A 17,946-nucleotide genomic window follows, 5' to 3' on the forward strand; every position below is an offset into this window, starting at 1 on the left:
TTCCTAGACCCTCATCAGGGAGAGCCCTTCGTGGGCGACCTCGATGCTCTCGATGGCGGCCTCGTTGGCATCGGACTTGAGATCCGGGGCGGTGACCTTGATCGGGAAGCAGCGGGTCGCCGTCCAGGCCGCCACCGGCTCGTGCTTCTCGTTCATGAGGGTGATCGTCACGTCGCGGCGGGTGCCGGAGCGGTCGTTGGCGACTTCGTTGAACCAGAGGTTGAAGTCGAAATCGCGCTCGAACTTGCCCCGTTTCATGGTGAGGTTGTTGTTCTTCACCAGGCCCGGCATGGCGATCTTGTTGAAATCCTTGCTGTCTGAGTGCCGGTACTCGATCTTCTCCCGTTCGATGATGAGACCGGTCACCTCGGTGAAGCTGATCTTGGCGCCGCCCCATACCACCTGGAAGTGAAATCGGGGCAACGGATAATCTGGTGCCATGGTGTCCTCCTGTTCGATCGTTGGTGAACATCAAAATCTTCCCTCACCCGGCCTCCGGCCACCCTCTCCCGGGGGGAGAGGGTATAACGAGGGGCAGCCTCTCCCGGGGGGAGAGGGCATCGCCCCGCCGTAGGCGGGTAAATCCGCATTCCCTCGCCCCGGGAGAGGGGCAGGGGTGAGGGAGATGCTAGGATTCCGGCAGCTTCTGGATGAAGCGCAGGATGATGAATTCGGCGGGCCGGACCACGGCCATCCCGATCTCGACGATCATCCGCCCCTCCAGGATGTCGATGGCGGTCATGGTCTTGCCGAGCCCGACCGCGACGTAGAAGGCATGCTCGGGCTTCACACCCTGCAGCGCCCCCTGCCGCCAGAGGACGGTCAGGAAGTTCTCGATCATCCCCTGCACCCGCACCCACGTGTTGGCGTCGTTGGGCTCGAAGACGAACTGCTCGGTCGCCTTCTTGGTCGACTCCTCGACGAAGATGAAGAATCGCCGGACGTTCACGTAGCGCCATTCGTTGTCGTTGCCGGCCAGCGTCCGAGCTCCCCAGACCAGGGTCCCCTTCCCGGTGAAGGCGCGGATGGCGTTGACCGATTTCCCCGCCGTCACGTCCACGTTCATCAGGTCCTGCTGGACGTTGGAGAACTGGATCGACGGCCCGACCACCGAGCTCACGCTGACGTTGGCCGGCGCCTTCCAGACCCCGCGGCTGTTGTCCACGGCGGCATAGATCCCGGCCATGGTCGAGGAGGGGGGCATCTTGCAGGCGATGTTGCGGATGGCGGCCTTGGATGCCTCGTAGACCCGGCTGTTGGCCCCGGCGCCGCCGCTCAGGGTGTTGAGCTTGACGGGACTCGCGGCGGTGCCGTCGGTGGTGATGGTCACGTCGGTCTTGGTCTCGTCGAAGGCGAAATCGAGCACGGTGTCGATGTTGGGGGCGTAGGCCGCACCGTACTTCAGGTTGTTGGTCCCGACCCCGCTGTTTCGGAAGTTGTCCACCGCGGTCACCAGGTTGGCACCCGGATCGGAGAGCGAGATCGTGTCGCCGTGGACGTCCATGATCACGAAGCGGTCCTTGAGGAGCTCGCACTGGGCGAGGGCCGCATCGTGCAGGGTCTTGAAGTCGGCGATGGAGAGCGACTGCGCCTCGGGGAAGACGATCAGGGTCGGCTCGTCCTGCTTCACGAGCACGTCCAGGCCGGCGGAGAGCTCGCTCTCCACCAGGGCATCCCCCAGGTTCGCCTTGTAGAGACCTACCGAGACGATGTAGCAGGGGCCGCCGCCGTTGGCGAAGAAGAGCTGCAGCGAGTAGTACATGAGGTGCTTGGAACGGGCGTTCTCCGCCAGGGTCGCGGTCACCTTGTCGAGGCTCACGCTGGTTCCCTGGGTCGTCTGCTGGACCGCCACCTGGACGTGTTCCTCGTCCTGCGGCAGTCCGAAGTAGGTCTCGTACTCGACGAGCGAGGCGATCCGGGTCGGCTTGAGGATCAGGTCCCCCGCCGTCACGAGGTCGGCCTTCTGCGTGTAGCCGATGAAGGCCGGGATGGCGGTCTCAACCGGGGCGATGGAGGGCGGGAACCGCGGTATCTCTTCGATGTACACGCCTGGCGTCTTGGGTAACAGTGCCATTGTGAATACCCCCTGTCGTTAGTTGGCGGTTAGATGAAGATCTCGGAAACAAGATCGGTGATGCGGTTGGCGCTGAAGGCCGGCTTCACGACCCCCGCCGACGGCTTCCTCCCGGTTCCCGCGTTGCCGAAAAAGGTGAGCGGCAAGGGGGCGGCAGACTGGGAGATGACGGCGCCGGTGTTCTTGTTCAGATACTTCCAGGTGGTGGAGCGGTTCTTGAGCCTCACCTCGAAGACCGGGTGGTCGGCCTTGGGGTGGCCGGCGTTGTCCACGAAGCTGAAATCCTGGTCGCCGGTTCGCACGGCGGTGAGCCGCACGAGAGCGAAAAGGTCGTCGGGAAGCTCGTCCCCCAGCAGTACCCCCTGGGGCGGAGCCCCGGTCAGTCCCGGCGGCGGCACGATGGCCGGGATGTCTGCCTGGTTGAGGAAGACCGGCACCGCGCTCACGTCCGGCGCGATCTGCCTGACCGCCGCCCCGGGCTGGTCGCTGGTCAACTGCTCCAGGGCGGGAAGCGACGCCACCAGCGATTCGACCGGGTCACCCGCCGCCAAAGGCGGGAACTCCTGCGACAGGAAGAGGGTCTTCGCCCCCAGGTTCCTGAAGGCGCCGGTCAGGTTGGAGAGCAGGGGGACGTTCTCCTTGTAACGGTAGACCTTCTTCTCGGGCTGGTAGAAGATCTCGTAGATCCTGCGGGGCCTCAAGGTGAGGGCCGTGTAGTTGAAAAAGTCGCTGTCCCTGACGGTCACCGCGAATTCCAGCGTGGTGTCCGCGGGGATCGACGCCCCTGGCGGCACCGCCACCACCATCCCGAGCCCCGTCTCCTTGCAGACCCCGCCGAAACCGGCGATGGCGGCGGCCGTGGAAGCGGTGGGCGCCATGGCAAGCAACCTCCTGACGTCGTAGGTCAAAAGCCTCCCGGTGCGCCGGTCCTGATCGGCGATCAGGTCGAAGATGGTGGCCCCGTCGTCCAGCCAGTAATGGTGCATGAGGCGTACCTCGAACAGCCGCCGGTATGAGTTGGTCACCGTTTCCATGTCTTCACACCGGGCTCTTCTGGAAGAAATCGCCCACCACCTCGGTGATGAGGCCGCTTTCGTGGCTGATGGCCTTGTATTTCAGGTCGAGCATCCTCAGTACGTAGAGCACGAACGGGTACTGTTTCCCTCCCAGGGTGGCCCAGAGGTAGTTGACCTCTTCCATGGTGGGGGAATAGAGATCGAAGGTCAGCTTGAAGGTCTCCAGCTTGTCGGCGTCGTTGACCGGGCTCCCGTCGGTGATCGATGTGGGCGCGACGCTGTCCTGGTCGAAGGTGTTCCTGGTCTGGAAGAACCTGATCACCCGGGAGAGCATCAAGAGCGCGTTGGTGTACTCAGAGTAGGCGGAGGTGAAGAGCACCATGAAGTTCAGAAAGACCGGGGGATTCTCGTAGCTCACCCTGAGGGTGGCGTCGTTTCTCACATAGTTGGGGACGTTCTTGAGAGTCTTTTCCTCCTTCAGGTTCACGATGGAGAGGTAGACCTGGTCCCTGGCCAGACCGGTGCCGCCGGCGCCCGAGGCGAACCCCTCGGCGATGTTCCCCAGCTTCGCTTGGGGCGTCGTCGCGCTGAAGGCGTCGGCCAGAAACGCATTCAGCTCGTTGGCGACGATGGTCAAGGCGTGTGAGATCATGGCACTCTCTTGGTGATGAAACGGAGGTTACTGCCATAAACGGCGCGGACCGAGTCACCAGGGCCGTGCGATGCTGTCTGCTCGCCAGGGTAATCCGGCGCTTTAAAACGTCTCTATGTCATCGACGTGAATCAGTGCGGGTACTCAGGCAGGTGGCGGTCGCGTGCAACCGCAATGAGCGACGTGGGACTGGAGCTCGCCGAGTATTATACATTTCTAATACAACAATTGCGTCTGTCAATGAGGATTCTATAATTTTTATCGGAAGGAGAAAAGAGAGGCAGGAATGTCAAAGGGGGGCCTTGTGAAGACAAGGCCCCCCTTTGTGAGTGTGGTGGGACGGCGGGTGGTGACCGGGAGTCAGTGTGACGCTTCGCTGCCGGTAAGGGGTTCGCTGATCTCCCCTTTGGTTACCCCGGCCCGGGTAGTGGCGAGGTGGCCCCTTCTCCCTTGGGGACGGGCCCGCCGGTACGGGCTGACCGGGGTGGCGGCAGGCTTATCCACAAAGAACATGACGGTAGCGACCACGCAAAGAGCACAGACAAAACTGACGCCAAGACAGACGAAGAGGATGGACAAGGACATCGGGACCTCCCTGTGAGTGTGCCTTACAGCTGATCTGTCAACGCCACCGGTAACAACCGGTTCTTATCGTGGAGATGAGAAACTGTAACATATTGTAATCATTTTTCAAGAAAATTTTAGAGAATTCTAATTATCTGTGAAAGCCACAGAGAATCGACAGGATGCGCTCCTGGATTTCCAGCACTGGCTTAGCGGGGCCCACGAAGTTCTCTATGACCATGGAGAAGGCGAGCGGTTCGCCGTCGGCGGTATGGAGATATCCCGAGAGAGAGGAGACCCCCGTCATGTTGCCAGTCTTTCCCCGCACGTTGCCTTCGGCGGCCGTGCCCGCCATGCGATGTGCCAGTGTGCCGTCCCTGCCGGCGACCGGCAGCGCGTTGTAGACGGTCGGGTAGATCCGCTGGTCGCGGTAGATGGCCTCGAGCAGCCGGATGATGGTCTCCACGTTGGTGAGGTTGTAGCGGGAGACTCCGGAGCCGTCGGCGATGACCATCTTGTCGTTGGGGATGCCGAGCCTGTCGAGATAGAGCCTGATGGAAACGGCGCCGTTTTCGGCCGAACCGGGCTGCCCGGTGGAGACCATCCCCAATAGCTTGATCAGGCTCTCCGCCGACAGGTTGTCGCTTTCCTTAAGCCCGAAGGCAACCAGGTCGCCGAGCGGGCGCTTCTTTCTTGCGATCACCCTGCTTTGCGGCGTGGTGTAGTTGGTGTCCAGCCCGGTGACGGTGATGCCGCGGGCCCTAAGGGCGTCCGCGAAGATGGCGAGCGCGATCCGCTCCGGCTTCCAGACCGACAGATGTTTCACGACCGGGTCCGCCCCGACGGGAACCACGCCGGAGACGGTGATGACGTTCTCCCGCTCCCCGGGCCGCCGGGTCGCCTTGACGGTCACCTCGTCCTCACGGCCGCCGGTCACTGTCCAGTTCTTCACCGTGACCAGCGGGGTCTCGGGCGTCAGGGCCACGGTCGCCGGGATGCGCGCCTCCTTCCCCGGGGTGACGGTGACCGTCACCGTGTTGTGGTCGAGAGCTAACGGCGTGATGTACATCTCGTCCGATTCGGGCTCGTCGTCCCACATCCATCCCTTTCCCCAGTAGAGGTCGTCGAAACAGGCGAGGTCCGCGACCACCCGGTACGGCCGGTTGCGATCGAGCTTCTCGGAGGCGGCCGTGGCAAGCTCGACGAGGTCGCGGCCGGTCAGGAGGCTGTCCCCGCATCCCTTGAGAAAGATCGTTCCCCAGGCGTCGTCGACGGAGACGGTGGTGATCACCTCCCGCTCCTTTCCCAAAACGGACAGCGCGGTGGCGGCGGTGAAGAGCTTCTGGTTGGACGCGGGGGTCACGAGGAGCCGGGGATTGTGCTCGTAGAGCGTCTCTCCGCTCTTCAGGGAGAAGACCTTGATCGCCGCGTTGGTGTACGGGGAAAGCTCGCTGCGGACGATACCGTCCAGCTCGCGTTGCAGCGATGAGAGTGCCGGGGGGGTGGCCGCCTGGAGCGTGAGCCGGTCGCTTGCGTGGGCAGGAAAGGCCGGCACGCAGAAGGCCAGCATGGCGGCGACGGTAACGGCAATGGGGACGGATATCCTCAAGAGATCTCCTTCAGCCGGTGAAGTTTTCGAAGAGATAGCACATTCGCGAGACGGAGTTAATCGTTTTTCTCCTGGGGGGGATATTCGACCGGTCACGACGGATACTATCTCACCCCGCAGGGAGGAGGGAGCGCCAGTCATAGCGGCGGCAGCCGGCGCCGGTGAGCGGTGACTTATCTGTAATGTCGCTAATGTCATATTTGTCGTCATTGAAACATTTGTATACAAATATTTCCGGGAGCGGCTAAAATGTCACCGTTGTTGCTGCAACGTTCACCCTCCCCGTTACGCCCGCCATCGCTGGCCGGGTGCCGTTGCCAGCCGCTTCTTCTTCCCGTAATGACTTCACCTCCTATCGGAGAGCGTATGCAGGTTCGTACCCGCTACCTTGTCATCAACCTCATCGTTATGGCCATCGCCCTCACCGCGGCGACCGCGGTTTTTCTCGCACAACTGCGGACCCAGGCGATCATCGACGCCAAGCACGAGCAGGAGGAGCGGCTCCAAGCCTTCAAGGTTCTTTTGCACGAGAAGGGCGACGCCTTCGAGATCAGGGACGGTAAGCTCTGGGTCGGAAGCTACCTGCTGACCGGCAATAACGACCTCCCCGACCACATCCGCGACATCTTCGGCGGTACCGCCACCATTTTCCAGGGGGACCTGCGGGTGGCGACCAACGTCATCACCTCGGACGGCACCCGCGCGATCGGTACCCGGCTGGTGGGGCCGGCCCATGACGCCATCTTCAAGTACGGAAGGGAGTACCGGGGCGAGGTCACCATCCTCGGGGTGCCGTACTTCGCGGCCTACGACCCGATCAGGGACAGCCATGGGGAGGTGATCGGCGCCATCTACGTCGGCGTCAAGAAAGGCGAGTTCTTCGCCCTCTACGATACCTTGAAGGGGCGGATCGTCATCGGGTGCCTCATCCTCAACGTTTTCCTGGTCCTCTTTTCCCTGCTCGCGGTGCAGTTCGGACGCCAGGCCACCCGCGCCCTGGAACGACGCGACCAGAAGATGAGGGCGATGCTGAACATCATTCCCGATCTCGCCTGGATCAAGGACGAGCAGGGGTGCTTCGTTGCGGTGAACGCCGCCTTTGCCAGGGCGTGCTCCCAGACTCCGGAGTCGGTGATCGGCAAGAGCGATCTCGACATCTGGCCCCGTGAGTTCGCCGAGGCATACCGGGCCGACGACCGCGAGGTCATGCAGAGCGGGACGAGCAGGCAGTTCGAGGAGCAGATCGTCGGCTCCGACGGCAGTACCCGCTGGATCGAAACCATCAAGACCCCCATCTTCAACAGTAAAGGCGAGGTGGTGGGGACCACCGGGATGGCACGCGACATCACCGCTCGCCGCTTTGCCGATGAGGAGCTCCGTTTCACCCGCAACTGTGTGGAGCATTCCCGCGACGGAATCAGCTGGATCGAGGAGGACGGCCGCTTCATCTTCGCCAACGAAAGCCTGAGCGGGATTTTCGGACGCTCCCCCGAGGAGATGAAGAGCCTCTACGTCTATGACCTGGTCGAAGAGTATGACGCCGGGAAATGGGCCAAGCGCTGGGCGACCCTCATGGAGAAGGGCTCCTTGACCAACGAGCTCACGGCGATATCACCCGACGGCCGGAGGATACCGATCGAGGTGAGCTCCAACTACCTCCTGTACAACGACAAGGGGCTCGTCTGCAGCTTCGTGAGGGACATCAGCGAAAGGAGGCGCTTCGAGGAGAAAGACCGCGAAACCCTCTCCCTGCTGACGGCGACCCTGGAATCCATCGTGGACGGCATCCTCGTCTTGGACCTCGAGAAGCGGACCGTCATGCACAACCGGAAGTATCCCCAGCTGGTCGGCATCCCCGATTCCATCATGGCCACCCGCGACTACCGGGCGATGCTGGAGGTCGTGCTGGCCCAGTTGAAGGACCCGGACGATTTCCGGCGCCGGCTGGCGGAGATGATGGGGCAGCCCGAGCGGGAATGGTCGATCATGATGGAGTTCACCGACGGCCGCATCATCGAGCGGGTCTCCTGCCCGTACCTGCGGGACGACCGCCTGGTCGGCACCGTGGTCAACTTCCGGGACGTCACCATGCAGCGCAAGGTCGAGACGCACCTGCGCAACGCCCAGAAGGTCGAGGCGCTCGGCACCCTCACCGGCGGGATCGCGCACGATTTCAACAACCGGCTGACCGCCATCATCGGGTACGGGACCCTGATCGGCTCCGATGAGGGGCTCTCCGAGCAAAGCCGCGAATACCTGGACCTGCTCCTCACCTCGGCCGACCGCTCCGCCGAGCTCACCAAGGGGCTCCTCGCCTACAGCCGCAAGCAGGACCTGAACCCCGTGCTCCTCGACCTCAACGCGGTGGTCACCCAGGCCGAGAAGTTCTTCCCCTCCCTCATCGGCGAAAACGTCCAGCTTTCCATCGAGCTCTCCAAGCAGACCCCGATGATCAGGGCGGACCGCGGCCAGCTGGAGCAGGTGCTCTTCAACCTGGTCGGCAACGCGCGGGACGCGATGGACGGGGTGGGGCGGCTTACCATCGCCACCGGCTCCGCCTCGGTCGACAGGCGCTTCATCGATGAGCAGGGGTACGGCGCCGAGGGGGACTACGCCATCCTCACCGTCACCGATACCGGGGCCGGGATCGACGCGGCCACCCTGGAGCGGATCTTCGAGCCGTTCTTCACCACCAAGGAGGTGGGCAAGGGGACCGGGCTCGGGCTTTCCATCGCCTACGGCATCGTGAAGCAGCACGAGGGGTTCATCAACGTGGTGAGCCAGCCGGGTGTCGGGACCACCTTCTGGGTCTATCTCCCGCTGGTGGCCGGCATCGCGCAGGATCGAAGCGGCGGGGAGGGGGAGGTCCGCCACGGCAAAGGGGAGACCGTGCTGGTGGTCGAGGATGACGCCGAGGTCCGCCTGATGTTCCGCGAGGTGCTGCTTCGTCACGGCTACCGCGTGATCGAGGCGGTCGACGGCGCCGACGGGGTGGTGAAATTCCATGAACGCGGGGCCCTGGTCGATGTGGTCATGATCGACGTCATCATGCCGCGCAAGAACGGCTGGGAGGCCTACAACGAGATCAAGAAACTGCGCGGAGACGTCCGGGCCATCTTCATCAGCGGCTACACCGACGACATCGTCACCAAGGCGGGGCTGGCGGACAAGGGGCTGCACTTCCTCCAGAAGCCGGTCTCTCCGGGAAAGCTCCTGGAGAAGCTGCGCGAGGTGCTCGACCAGCCGTGACCCGGCATTGGATACGCCGCGCCCCGGCATGAGATACATCGTCTCCCGGCATGAAAAGGCCCCCCGTTCCATTGCGAACGGGGGGCCCTTTCTGTGGCAGGCTCTGGGAGCCTATGGATCAGCCTCCGCCGGAGAGCGTCACCGGGCTGCAGAGACTTTGCGGGTCGTGAGCTTTCGCGCCGCATTTGCTGCAGTAAGCGGTGGCATCGGAAGAGAGCTTGTTGATCAGCTTGCTGCTGTCAATCGCACAGATCTTGCTGTGACCTTGAGACGTACTTCCTTTCATCGTGTACACCTCCTCGAAGTGGCACCTCCCACCTCTCATGAACCACATTATACACCACATCACTCACCAACAGGGTGCGGGCTCCGGCTGAGAGTGTCCGTGATGGAAGCTGAGAGTGAAGGCGGCTTCGCTATGTCACATGAGCAGAGGTCTCGGCGTTGAGTCGCTGCTCGGCGGCAGGATCGGGTAGATGATCCGCGGCTGCCTGCCGGTCAGGGTGCGGAGAAAGGCGACGATCTCCTTCTCCTCGCCCGGCTGGAGGGTTATGCCGAGCTGGGACGATCCCATGATGGTGACCGCCTGTTCGAGCCCCCAGATCTTTCCGGAGTGGAAGTAGGGGGCGGTCAGGGCGATGTTGCGCAGCGAGGGGGCCTTGTAGACGTAGCGGTCGGATTCGGTTTTGGTCACCGCGTAACGCCCGACGTCCGATGCCGGCCGCACTTCGCTGGCCGGGGTCTCCTTGACCCCGAACGGGAAGTATCCGGACCCGCCCAGGTTGACGCCGCCGTGGCACGCCGCGCATCCCTTGTCCATGAAGAGCTTGAGTCCGCTCTTCTCCGTGGCGGTCAGCGCCTTCTGGTCCCCCTTCAGGTAGCGGTCGAAGGGGGCTCCCGGGGTGATCAGGGTCGCCTCGAACGCCTCGATGGCCCGGGCGACGTTGTCGAAGCTGACCGGATCGGAATCGGCCGGGAAGGCCTTCCTGAAAAGCGGCGGATACCCCGGGATGCTCTTCAGGGTCGCCACCACCCGCTCCGGCTTGTTGTTCATTTCCACCCCGGCCTGGACCGGCCCTTTCGCCTGCGCCTCGAGGTCCTTGGCCCTGCCGTCCCAGAACTGGGCGGCATTGAAGACCGCGTTAAGGACGGTGGGGGCGTTGCGGGGACCCTTCTGCCAGCCGTGGCCGACCGACGTTTCCTGGAGGTCGACCCCTCCCAGTCCGAGGTTATGGCAGGATGAGCAACTGATCAGGTTGGAGGCCGAGAGGCGGGGATCGAAGTAGAGCATCTTGCCGAGCTCTACCTTGGCGGGAGATGTCTGGGCCTTCGCCAGTTTGGGAGGGGAGGCGGGGAGCGGCGAGAAGTGCCCGCGGGCCTTTTTGAGGGTGCCGTCATCGCCCAAAGCCTGGGCGGTGAGCATCAGTACCAGGAAACAACCGGGAAGTAACCTTCGCATAATACTCCTCCTTCTGTCGTTTCTCGCCTGACAGTGTCGCGCACACCGCAGGCGGATCTATGACTGAGACTCGTGTGTTCGAGGCAACCAGTCAATTCTAGATCGACCTCTCTGAGTGTCCAGCCAAAACCTACAAAGAGAGTGTGGCGGAAAGGCTTTTAAGAGGTCCAGAAAGGGGGAGTGACGCCAGGAAAGGGGGGGCGGGCAGGATTCCCCCGGGCTCTCCATGAAGAGAGTCCCGGGGGCTTTGATCGGCCGGATCGGGCGAGGGGCGGCTTCAGTTGTCGCCGGCTCTGTCGTGGTGCCGGAACGGGCAAAGCGAGACCGCGGCGGTCAGTGTCCAGAGGAAGGCCACGGAAAGTACGATGATGGTCATGGGTAGATCTCCTTCTTTCTAGAGCTTCGCCGCTTTGGGGAAGAGGATGTTGTTCTCCAGGTGGACATGCGTGTGCAGGTCGTCCTCGAACTCCTTGAGTCTTTGGTAGGTGACCATGAAAGTGTTGCAGACGTCGCCCGGCACCCGGTAATTGCCGGAGAGGTCCCGGATGGCGTGGATCGCCTCGCCTATCTCGTCGTGCTCGTGGGTGACCGTCGTCAGCGTCCCCCTGAGTGATTCGAGATCGGCGGAGTCAGGCGCCATCCCCGCTTTCCTTTTGTCGGAAAGCTTCCTGATGGCCGGGAAGAGGATCTCCTCCTCCTCGCGCAGGTGAAGCGCCATGTCGGCGGCAATCTTGGAGAAGATCTCCGCGATCTTCACCGCCTCGGGATGACGGTCACCGTGAACCTGGGCGATCTTGGTCGCGTAGGCGTCGATGGTCGCCATGTTTTCCTTGAGGTAGGCGTGGTGGGTGTTGACGATATAGTCGGCGAGGAAGGGAAGCTCCCACGCGTTGTAGTTGTGGCTACGGTCGATCGGCTCTGCCGACGCCTTTTCGAGCTCCCGGCCAAGCTCGCGGACGTCGATTCCCTTGTCGTGGCAGATCTTCGCCACCGCGATGTTGCCTCCGCAGCAGAAATCTATCCCGTATCTTTCAAAGACCCCGGCCGTCCTGATATCTCTGGCAACTATTTCGCCGACCGTCACAGTTTCAGTAATTACCGCATTCTCTTTCATGGTGTCTGGCTCCTTGGCCGCCGCCTGGGCAGCCGCCTTGCGAAGGGTAGCGATCCCTTGCTTCCTGATGCCATGGTAGCACCGGTAGCGGAAAAAATTATGATCCAGGTCAAAGAACCCTCCTTCCCCCGATCGCCCGCTCCTTCATCCGCCAATCAACGCCCCGTCAAGGGGCCCTTGAGGTAGCTATGCCCTCGCCCTCCGGGGAGGGGGCGGACTTCCGCCATCTCTTCTTTCGTAAAAAAAGCCACCGGTCATGTGACCGGTGGCTTTTTTGCTGTCGCGCAGAAACCATCAATACTGTTTACAAGATGTACCAAATAAATGCTTGTGATTTCATAGCGATATGGTATACATTTTGGCCCCTAAAATTATCACCTGATATGGTAATGTCTTGTGAGCGTATTAGATCTGTGTGTAAAAATGACGTATACACCATGCAGATGATACTGATCTGCTCGTACCGTATACAGCATTTTTATTTGCATGTACAAGCGGAAAACAGTTCGACACCATTGTCATGGAGCGAAGAACAATATTGGAAATGACTATAGTTAAAAAGATAACCGCTCTCACCGTCTGCATAGTAGTTGCCGCGGTGACAGTCACTACCTGCCTGTCGCTTATGAAGATGCGCCAGGAGATGGTGCGGGTTGCCACCACCTCGCAGGAAAGCAGGATAAACACCTTCTGGGAGCTGGTCCGGCAGAAGGGGCCCCTGCACATCGCCGGCAACCGCCTGATGGCCGGCGATTACGTCCTCAACAACGACAACGAGCTTCCCGACAAGGTGGCCAAGATCTGCGGCGGGACCGCCACCGTGTTCATGAACGACGAGCGGATCGCCACCAACGTCATCAAGGAAGACGGCAGCCGTGCGGTGGGGACCAAGCTGAAAGGTCCCGCCTACGACGCGGTCTTCCGCAAGGGCGAATCGTACCGCGGCATCGCCCCCATCCTCAACACCCCCTACTTTACCGCCTACGACCCGATCCGCGACGCCGACGGCAAGGTCATCGGCGCGCTCTACGTCGGGGTGAAGACGGCGGATTTTCTGGAGTCCTTCGAGCACACCCGGCTGGTGGTCATCGCCCTGGCCATCGCCTTCACCCTGGTCGCCAGCAGCATCGCGGTCTGGTTCGCCCGGCTGGCCCTAGCCCCCCTCGGCGAGGCGGTGACCGTCACCGGCGCGGTGGCCAGGGGGGACCTGACCGTCTCCATCCCGGAAGGGGGGCGGGACGAGGCGGGGAAGCTCCTCGACTCGCTGCGTACCATGGTGGCGGGGCTTTACGGCATGATCGGCCGGGTGACCAGGTCGACCGGAGCCATCGAGGAGATCTCGGACCGGCTGGCCGCCGAGGCGGATCACGCCCTGGCGGCGGCCCGGCATCAGCAGAGCAAGGTAGCGGAAACCGCGGTCCACGTCGAAAAGATCGCCGGGAAGGCGAAGGAGATCGGGGGCGAGACCGAACGCCTCGCGCAGGCCGCCTCCGACTCCTCCTCGTCCATCCTCGAGATGACGGCGAGCGCCGAGGAGGTGGCCCTCAACGCGGAGAAGCTCACCTCGCTGGTCGGAGAGGTGACCGCGGCCATCATGCAGAGCGCCGCCGCCACCAACGACATCGGGAAGCATACCCGTGCGCTGGTGGAATCCTCCCTGACGACCGCCTCCTCCATCATGGAGATGGAAGCGGCCACCAACAACGTCCGGGGCAACGCGCTGCAGACGGCGGAGATCGCCGCTTTCGTCGAGCAGGACGCGCAGAAGGGGGCCCAGGCGATGGCCGACATGCGCCGGGGGATGCACGACATCCGGAGCGCCTCCGAGGTGACCAACGAGGTGATCGCCAACCTGACCTCCCGGACCAGGGAGATCGGCGCCATCTCGTCGGTGATCGACGACATCGCCACCCGCACCGCGCTGCTCGCCCTCAACGCGAGCATCATCGCCGCCCAGGCCGGCGTCCACGGCAAGGGGTTCGCGGTGGTGGCCGACGAGATCAAGACCCTGGCTGCCGGGACGGCACGTTCGACGAGCGAGATCGCCGACCTGATCTCGGCCGTCCAGAAGGAGACCGAGCGGGCGGTGGCGGTGATCCGGGAGACCGATCACCGTATCGTGGCCGGCGAGGAGCTGAGCACGCGCTCGAGCGCGGCGCTGGAAAAGATCGTCACCGGGGTGTCGAGCGCCCGCAGCCACATAAGCGGCATCGCCACCGCTACCGAGGAACAGGCGCGAGGGACCACCCTGATCCGGCAGGCCATGGACCGGGTCACCGACATGACGGAGAAGATCGAGAGGTCCATCCAGGAGCAGGCGGCGGCCAAGGAGGCGATCCTGTCGGCCTCGGAGAACATGAAGTACCTCGCCACCCAGTTCCGCGCCGCCACCCGAGAACAGAGCAAGGTCGGGCGCTCGATCGCCGATTCCATGGTCGACGTCTCCTCCATGTCGAGGATCATCGAGTCAGCCTGCGCGGCCCAGGCCCAGGACAGCCTGCAGATCGCGGCGGCGGTGGCCGAGATCGGCTCGGATGCCGAGAAGTGCCTCCAGGCGGCGGCGCTTTTGGAAATGGGCGCCCAGCACCTCACCGAGCAGGTCGACGTCCTCCAGCAGGGAACCGGCGCCTTCAAGCTTTAGCCGGAGCACCGACAGGGTCAGACGCGGATTCTTCTGGGATGGTTACCTTAAAGGATGATATACTTCTAATATCAGGAGGGGAGGTGACTGTCATGAAAGGTATGAAAAAGCCGACGGAACCGAAGAAGAAACTGACGACGGAACACGCCACCTTTACGCCGATCGTTCCCAAGAAGCACGAGATGATGATGCGGCGTGAACCGAACCACAACGTCCACGTGATAACCGCTCACGGTAAGATCCAGGCAGGCAGGAAAGGGCGTTCTGTCTGACGAAGCTTGACTGAAATACACACTCCGCTACCACCTGATAGAGGACGCAACCGGGATCCCTGAAAGGGCCCGGTTTTTCTTTGCGCTGTCATGAGAAACTTCTCCGCTCGCTCGTGACACCGATACAATGATGCGGTATATGTTTTCCACTGCGGCGATTTTCCTGATCCAGTACGTTACCCGGGTAATCCTGACGGTGATGTCGCAATGAGGGAACAACCTCATGGTTCTGCGGTCCAGCTTCTCTCAACCGTTTCGCAAAAAGTGGAGCACCTTATGGAGCAGGCACCATTGAGCGAGCCGGCCCTGGCGGGACGGGAGGCGGAAGGCTTTTTCCGGCGGCTGGTCGCCGTCACCGTCTTCGTCAACCTCCTGGTCTCCGTCATTGTCGGCTATGCACTGGTGCGGAGCCATCGCCACCACTGCAGCCTGGCCGTCATCACCACCAAGAACATGGTCACCGGGATGGAGGGCAACCTCTGCAACATCCTGGACAAGATCAACGTGGGGCTGGCGGCGGTGGCCCGCGAGGCCGAGGAGGAGATCGCGGCGGGGGGGATCGAAGCGGTCCACCTCAACCGGTACATCGCAGGTGAGCTTCCGCTCCTTCCGGAGCTCTACGGGATCAGGGTCACCGACGCCATGGGGAACATCCGCTACGGCTTCGATCCCCCGCTGGGAACCACCACCACCGTTGCCGACCGCGAATACTTCAGGCGCCTGCGCGAGGCTCCCCACGGGCAGCTGATCATGTCCCGGCTGCTGAGGGGGAAGGTCTACGGCAACTGGATGCTGGTGCTGGCCACCCGGATCAACCGTCCCGACGGCTCCTTCGCCGGTGGCGTGCTGGGGCTTTTCGACGTGAGCTACTTCGAGAAGCTTTTGGCCCACCTCGACATCGGGCCGCACGGCGCCATCGGGATCCGCGACGAGGACCTGCACCTGGTGGCCCTCAAACCGAAGGGGCTCGAGCCGGGAAGCCAGATCGGCTCCGACGTCATCTCGGAAAAGACCCGCGAGATGATCAGGCTGCACCCGGTCACCGCCACCTACAATACGGTCTTCGCCCGCGACCACCGGGAACGGACCGTTACCTTCCGCAAGGCGGCCAACTACCCCTTCTACGTCTTCGCCACCGCCTCCCCCAGCGATTACCTCGCCCGCTGGCGCAAAGAAGCCGCCATCGAACTCGCCCTGCTCGGAGTCTTCATGATAGCCACCGTGGTGGCGGCCCGGACGCTGCGCCAGGGTAAGATCAGCGAGATGCTGCGTGCCCAGGCGAGCCGCTACGGCGAGAAGATGGAACAGCGCAACGAGGAGCTCAACGCCGCCTTGTCGCGCGTCAGGCGGCTGGAGGGGATCATCTCCATCTGTTCCTATTGCAAGAAGGTGCGCACCGACGAGCAGTCATGGGAGCAGGTGGAGAAGTACATCACCGAGAATTCCGATGCCACCTTCAGCCACGGCATGTGCCCGGCCTGTTCCGCCGAACAGACCCGCCTTTTCCACCAAAGCCTCGGGAGGTTCGAGAGGGGGGAGGTGGGGCGGATTCGGCGAGGTGCGGAAGGAGAGGATGCCGCCCAAGGAGGGAGTCGGGACAACGGGGAGGGGTAAGGCGCAGGCACCCTCACCCGGCCTTCGGCCACCCTTGTATAGTCATCCCCTCTCCCTCCGGGAGAGGGTGGCCGAAGGCCGGGTGAGGGAAGATTTGGGAGCCTCCCTCACCCCGATCCCCCTGAAGGGCGAGGGTACTCTGGTAAAAAGAGGTCAGGGGGGAGCCACCCTCATCCGGCGTCCGGTACCTCCCCTGGAGGGAGTCGGGTTACCTGGTCACGTATTTCTTCACGGTCCGGCGGTCGAGGCCGGTGCGGCGGGCGACCTCCTCGTAGGTCCCGAACCGCCGGTAAAGGAGGGTGCAGTAGTTGGTCAAAAGCCCCTCGGCGTCGTAGCTCCCCTCCGCTATCCCGGCGGCGAGGCTGCCTGCCTCGTCGCTTCTCTCCCCGCCTTTTCTCCCCTGGTAGTGTCCCGTCAGGATGATCCGTTTCGCCGCCTGTTCCAGCTCGCGCACGTTCCCCGGCCAGGGGTAATCCCGCCCGAGATCCCTCTCCAGGACCCGTTTCACGAGCTGCCGTTCCCGCTCGGAGAACTCCCCCGCCAGCCGTGACAGGATGCTCGACAGCAGCAGGTCGAGCTCGCCCGCATCCTCCTTCAGGCGCTCGCGCAGGGGGGGGAGGGTGATCTCGTCCGAGCAGAGGCGGTAGTAGAGGTCGTCCCGGAAGGTGCCGCTGCCGCAGAGCTCGGTGAGCGAGCGGTTGGTGGCGGCGATCACCCGGCCGCTGAACCTTTTCGGCTCGTGGCTCCCGACCGGGAAGAAGATCCTCTCCTGCAGGACTTGCAGAAGCTTGATCTGGATGGGGGCGCTGATGTCGCCGATCTCGTCGAGGAAGATGACCCCGTGGGGGGCGCACCGGCTGAAGAGCCCGGCGTGGTTCTCGATGGCGCCGGTGAAGGCCCCTTTCTGGTGGCCGAAGAGCTCCGACTCCAGGACCCCCTCCGAGTACTGGGAGAGGTTGATGGAGACGAAGTTCCTGGTGAAGCTCTCGGTGAAGGTCCCCTTGACCGGATCGAAGGGGATGAACCCGGAGCGCCCGATGGCCGCGGCGGCCGCCCCTTTGCCGGTCCCGGTCTCCCCCAGGAGAAGGAGCGAGAAGTCTTCCATCCGGTTCCAAAAGCGCGCCTCGAACCACCTGATGTCATGGGTGAAGACGCAGTCCCACAGGTGCTTTCTGAGCTCCCGCATGGAAGGGGAGCTCCCGACCAGCCCGTTCTTTATGAAGAAGTAGGCGCGCCTGAGCTGGTAGAAGATCGAGAAGAAGCGCACCGCCTCCTGGCCGGCAAAGCCGAACCGCGCCAGTTCAGCCAGCGCCTTCCCCGCAAAGGTCACCCTCCTCGGGGTGTCCCCCGCCTCCATCTGCAGCTGGATCAGCCGGTCGAACTCCTCCGCGTAGCGGTGGAAGACGTGGAAGAGGAGGAAATTCTGCAGCGTCTCCCGCCGTTTCCCCTCGTAGCGGCGGATGTCTCCCTTCCCCTGGCCCACCAGGTCCGCCACCCGCTCGTCGACGCTCTTCACCACCGCATCGAGAACGGTCTCGGCGGGGGCACCCGGTGCCGCTCCTCCGATGACGAGGTCGAGCTCGTCCCGGGCCTTCCCGAACGGGTTGGAGAAGGCCGCCTTAGCTACCTGCTCCAGGAACTCCCAATCCGATACTGTCATATCCTTGCTGACTGTCATGCAT

14 protein-coding genes are annotated in these 17,946 nt (G+C 62.9%); 4 read left to right on the forward strand and 10 right to left on the reverse strand.

Annotation, left to right across the window (positions count from 1 at the left end; all coding sequences use genetic code 11):
• Positions 1-3 precede the first annotated feature (3 nt).
• The 6 genes from ACYVL5_RS09055 to dacB form a co-directional block, all read right to left on the reverse strand.
• On the reverse strand, positions 4-441 hold the full coding sequence (locus ACYVL5_RS09055; RefSeq protein ID WP_460595240.1) for a phage tail protein: 438 nt from the start codon (positions 439-441) through the stop codon (positions 4-6).
• 187 nt (positions 442-628) lie between these two features.
• The gene (locus tag ACYVL5_RS09060; protein ID WP_460595241.1) at positions 629-2,074 is read right to left on the reverse strand and encodes a phage tail sheath family protein; all 1,446 of its coding nucleotides are present in this window, start codon (positions 2,072-2,074) and stop codon (positions 629-631) included.
• A 29-nt stretch (positions 2,075-2,103) separates the two neighbouring features.
• Entirely contained in the window at positions 2,104-3,108 is a 1,005-nt protein-coding gene (locus ACYVL5_RS09065; RefSeq protein ID WP_460595242.1) for a hypothetical protein, read from the reverse strand.
• Positions 3,109-3,112: 4 nt separating this feature from the next.
• Complete coding sequence (locus tag ACYVL5_RS09070) at positions 3,113-3,742, reverse strand: Pvc16 family protein (RefSeq protein ID WP_460595243.1); 630 nt, start codon at positions 3,740-3,742, stop codon at positions 3,113-3,115.
• A gap of 360 nt (positions 3,743-4,102) precedes the next feature.
• Positions 4,103-4,327: a hypothetical protein gene (locus ACYVL5_RS09075; RefSeq protein ID WP_460595244.1), complete on the reverse strand. Its 225-nt coding sequence runs from the start codon at positions 4,325-4,327 to the stop codon at positions 4,103-4,105.
• A gap of 130 nt (positions 4,328-4,457) precedes the next feature.
• On the reverse strand, positions 4,458-5,915 hold the full coding sequence (gene dacB / locus ACYVL5_RS09080; protein WP_460595245.1) for a D-alanyl-D-alanine carboxypeptidase/D-alanyl-D-alanine-endopeptidase: 1,458 nt from the start codon (positions 5,913-5,915) through the stop codon (positions 4,458-4,460).
• Between the two features lie 366 nt (positions 5,916-6,281).
• Here dacB and ACYVL5_RS09085 point away from each other — a divergent pair, with 366 nt between their 5' ends.
• Positions 6,282-9,164: a PAS domain-containing protein gene (locus ACYVL5_RS09085; RefSeq protein ID WP_460595246.1), complete on the forward strand. Its 2,883-nt coding sequence runs from the start codon at positions 6,282-6,284 to the stop codon at positions 9,162-9,164.
• Between the two features lie 118 nt (positions 9,165-9,282).
• Here the strand turns inward: ACYVL5_RS09085 and ACYVL5_RS09090 are convergent, their stop codons facing one another.
• The 3 genes from ACYVL5_RS09090 to ric all read right to left on the reverse strand — a co-directional run bounded on the left by ACYVL5_RS09090 (position 9,283) and on the right by ric (position 11,737).
• Positions 9,283-9,450: a hypothetical protein gene (locus ACYVL5_RS09090; protein ID WP_460595247.1), complete on the reverse strand. Its 168-nt coding sequence runs from the start codon at positions 9,448-9,450 to the stop codon at positions 9,283-9,285.
• Positions 9,451-9,585: 135 nt separating this feature from the next.
• Positions 9,586-10,623 carry a cytochrome-c peroxidase gene (locus ACYVL5_RS09095; RefSeq protein WP_460595248.1) on the reverse strand — a complete coding sequence of 346 codons (1,038 nt, stop codon included), beginning with the start codon at positions 10,621-10,623 and terminating at the stop codon, positions 9,586-9,588.
• Positions 10,624-11,017: 394 nt separating this feature from the next.
• On the reverse strand, positions 11,018-11,737 hold the full coding sequence (gene ric, locus ACYVL5_RS09100) for an iron-sulfur cluster repair di-iron protein (RefSeq protein ID WP_460595249.1): 720 nt from the start codon (positions 11,735-11,737) through the stop codon (positions 11,018-11,020).
• A 544-nt stretch (positions 11,738-12,281) separates the two neighbouring features.
• Between ric and ACYVL5_RS09105 the strand changes: the two genes are divergently transcribed.
• The 3 genes from ACYVL5_RS09105 to ACYVL5_RS09115 all read left to right on the forward strand — a co-directional run bounded on the left by ACYVL5_RS09105 (position 12,282) and on the right by ACYVL5_RS09115 (position 16,264).
• The gene (locus ACYVL5_RS09105) at positions 12,282-14,378 is read left to right on the forward strand and encodes a methyl-accepting chemotaxis protein (protein ID WP_460595250.1); all 2,097 of its coding nucleotides are present in this window, start codon (positions 12,282-12,284) and stop codon (positions 14,376-14,378) included.
• 92 nt (positions 14,379-14,470) lie between these two features.
• Complete coding sequence (locus tag ACYVL5_RS09110; protein WP_460595251.1) at positions 14,471-14,650, forward strand: hypothetical protein; 180 nt, start codon at positions 14,471-14,473, stop codon at positions 14,648-14,650.
• 276 nt (positions 14,651-14,926) lie between these two features.
• A complete protein-coding gene (locus ACYVL5_RS09115) occupies positions 14,927-16,264 on the forward strand; it encodes a PDC sensor domain-containing protein (RefSeq protein WP_460595252.1) in 1,338 nt (445 codons plus the stop codon).
• Between the two features lie 208 nt (positions 16,265-16,472).
• Here the strand turns inward: ACYVL5_RS09115 and ACYVL5_RS09120 are convergent, their stop codons facing one another.
• The gene (locus tag ACYVL5_RS09120) at positions 16,473-17,924 is read right to left on the reverse strand and encodes a sigma 54-interacting transcriptional regulator (protein WP_460595253.1); all 1,452 of its coding nucleotides are present in this window, start codon (positions 17,922-17,924) and stop codon (positions 16,473-16,475) included.
• Positions 17,925-17,946 lie beyond the last annotated feature (22 nt).

The organism is Geomonas sp. Red276 (assembly GCF_054784495.1).

What these genes read in the sequence shown, in the direction of transcription:
- ACYVL5_RS09055 (WP_460595240.1), bottom strand. Translation starts at nt 441, where the DNA reads ATGGCACCAGATTATCCGTTGCCCCGATTTCACTTCCAGGTGGTATGG.
- ACYVL5_RS09060 (WP_460595241.1), bottom strand. Translation starts at nt 2,074, where the DNA reads ATGGCACTGTTACCCAAGACGCCAGGCGTGTACATCGAAGAGATACCG.
- ACYVL5_RS09065 (WP_460595242.1), bottom strand. Translation starts at nt 3,108, where the DNA reads ATGGAAACGGTGACCAACTCATACCGGCGGCTGTTCGAGGTACGCCTC.
- ACYVL5_RS09070 (WP_460595243.1), bottom strand. Translation starts at nt 3,742, where the DNA reads ATGATCTCACACGCCTTGACCATCGTCGCCAACGAGCTGAATGCGTTT.
- ACYVL5_RS09075 (WP_460595244.1), bottom strand. Translation starts at nt 4,327, where the DNA reads ATGTCCTTGTCCATCCTCTTCGTCTGTCTTGGCGTCAGTTTTGTCTGT.
- ACYVL5_RS09085 (WP_460595246.1), top strand. Translation starts at nt 6,282, where the DNA reads ATGCAGGTTCGTACCCGCTACCTTGTCATCAACCTCATCGTTATGGCC.
- ACYVL5_RS09090 (WP_460595247.1), bottom strand. Translation starts at nt 9,450, where the DNA reads ATGAAAGGAAGTACGTCTCAAGGTCACAGCAAGATCTGTGCGATTGAC.
- ACYVL5_RS09095 (WP_460595248.1), bottom strand. Translation starts at nt 10,623, where the DNA reads ATGCGAAGGTTACTTCCCGGTTGTTTCCTGGTACTGATGCTCACCGCC.
- ric (WP_460595249.1), bottom strand. Translation starts at nt 11,737, where the DNA reads ATGAAAGAGAATGCGGTAATTACTGAAACTGTGACGGTCGGCGAAATA.
- ACYVL5_RS09105 (WP_460595250.1), top strand. Translation starts at nt 12,282, where the DNA reads ATGACTATAGTTAAAAAGATAACCGCTCTCACCGTCTGCATAGTAGTT.
- ACYVL5_RS09110 (WP_460595251.1), top strand. Translation starts at nt 14,471, where the DNA reads ATGAAAGGTATGAAAAAGCCGACGGAACCGAAGAAGAAACTGACGACG.
- ACYVL5_RS09115 (WP_460595252.1), top strand. Translation starts at nt 14,927, where the DNA reads ATGGAGCAGGCACCATTGAGCGAGCCGGCCCTGGCGGGACGGGAGGCG.
- ACYVL5_RS09120 (WP_460595253.1), bottom strand. Translation starts at nt 17,924, where the DNA reads ATGACAGTATCGGATTGGGAGTTCCTGGAGCAGGTAGCTAAGGCGGCC.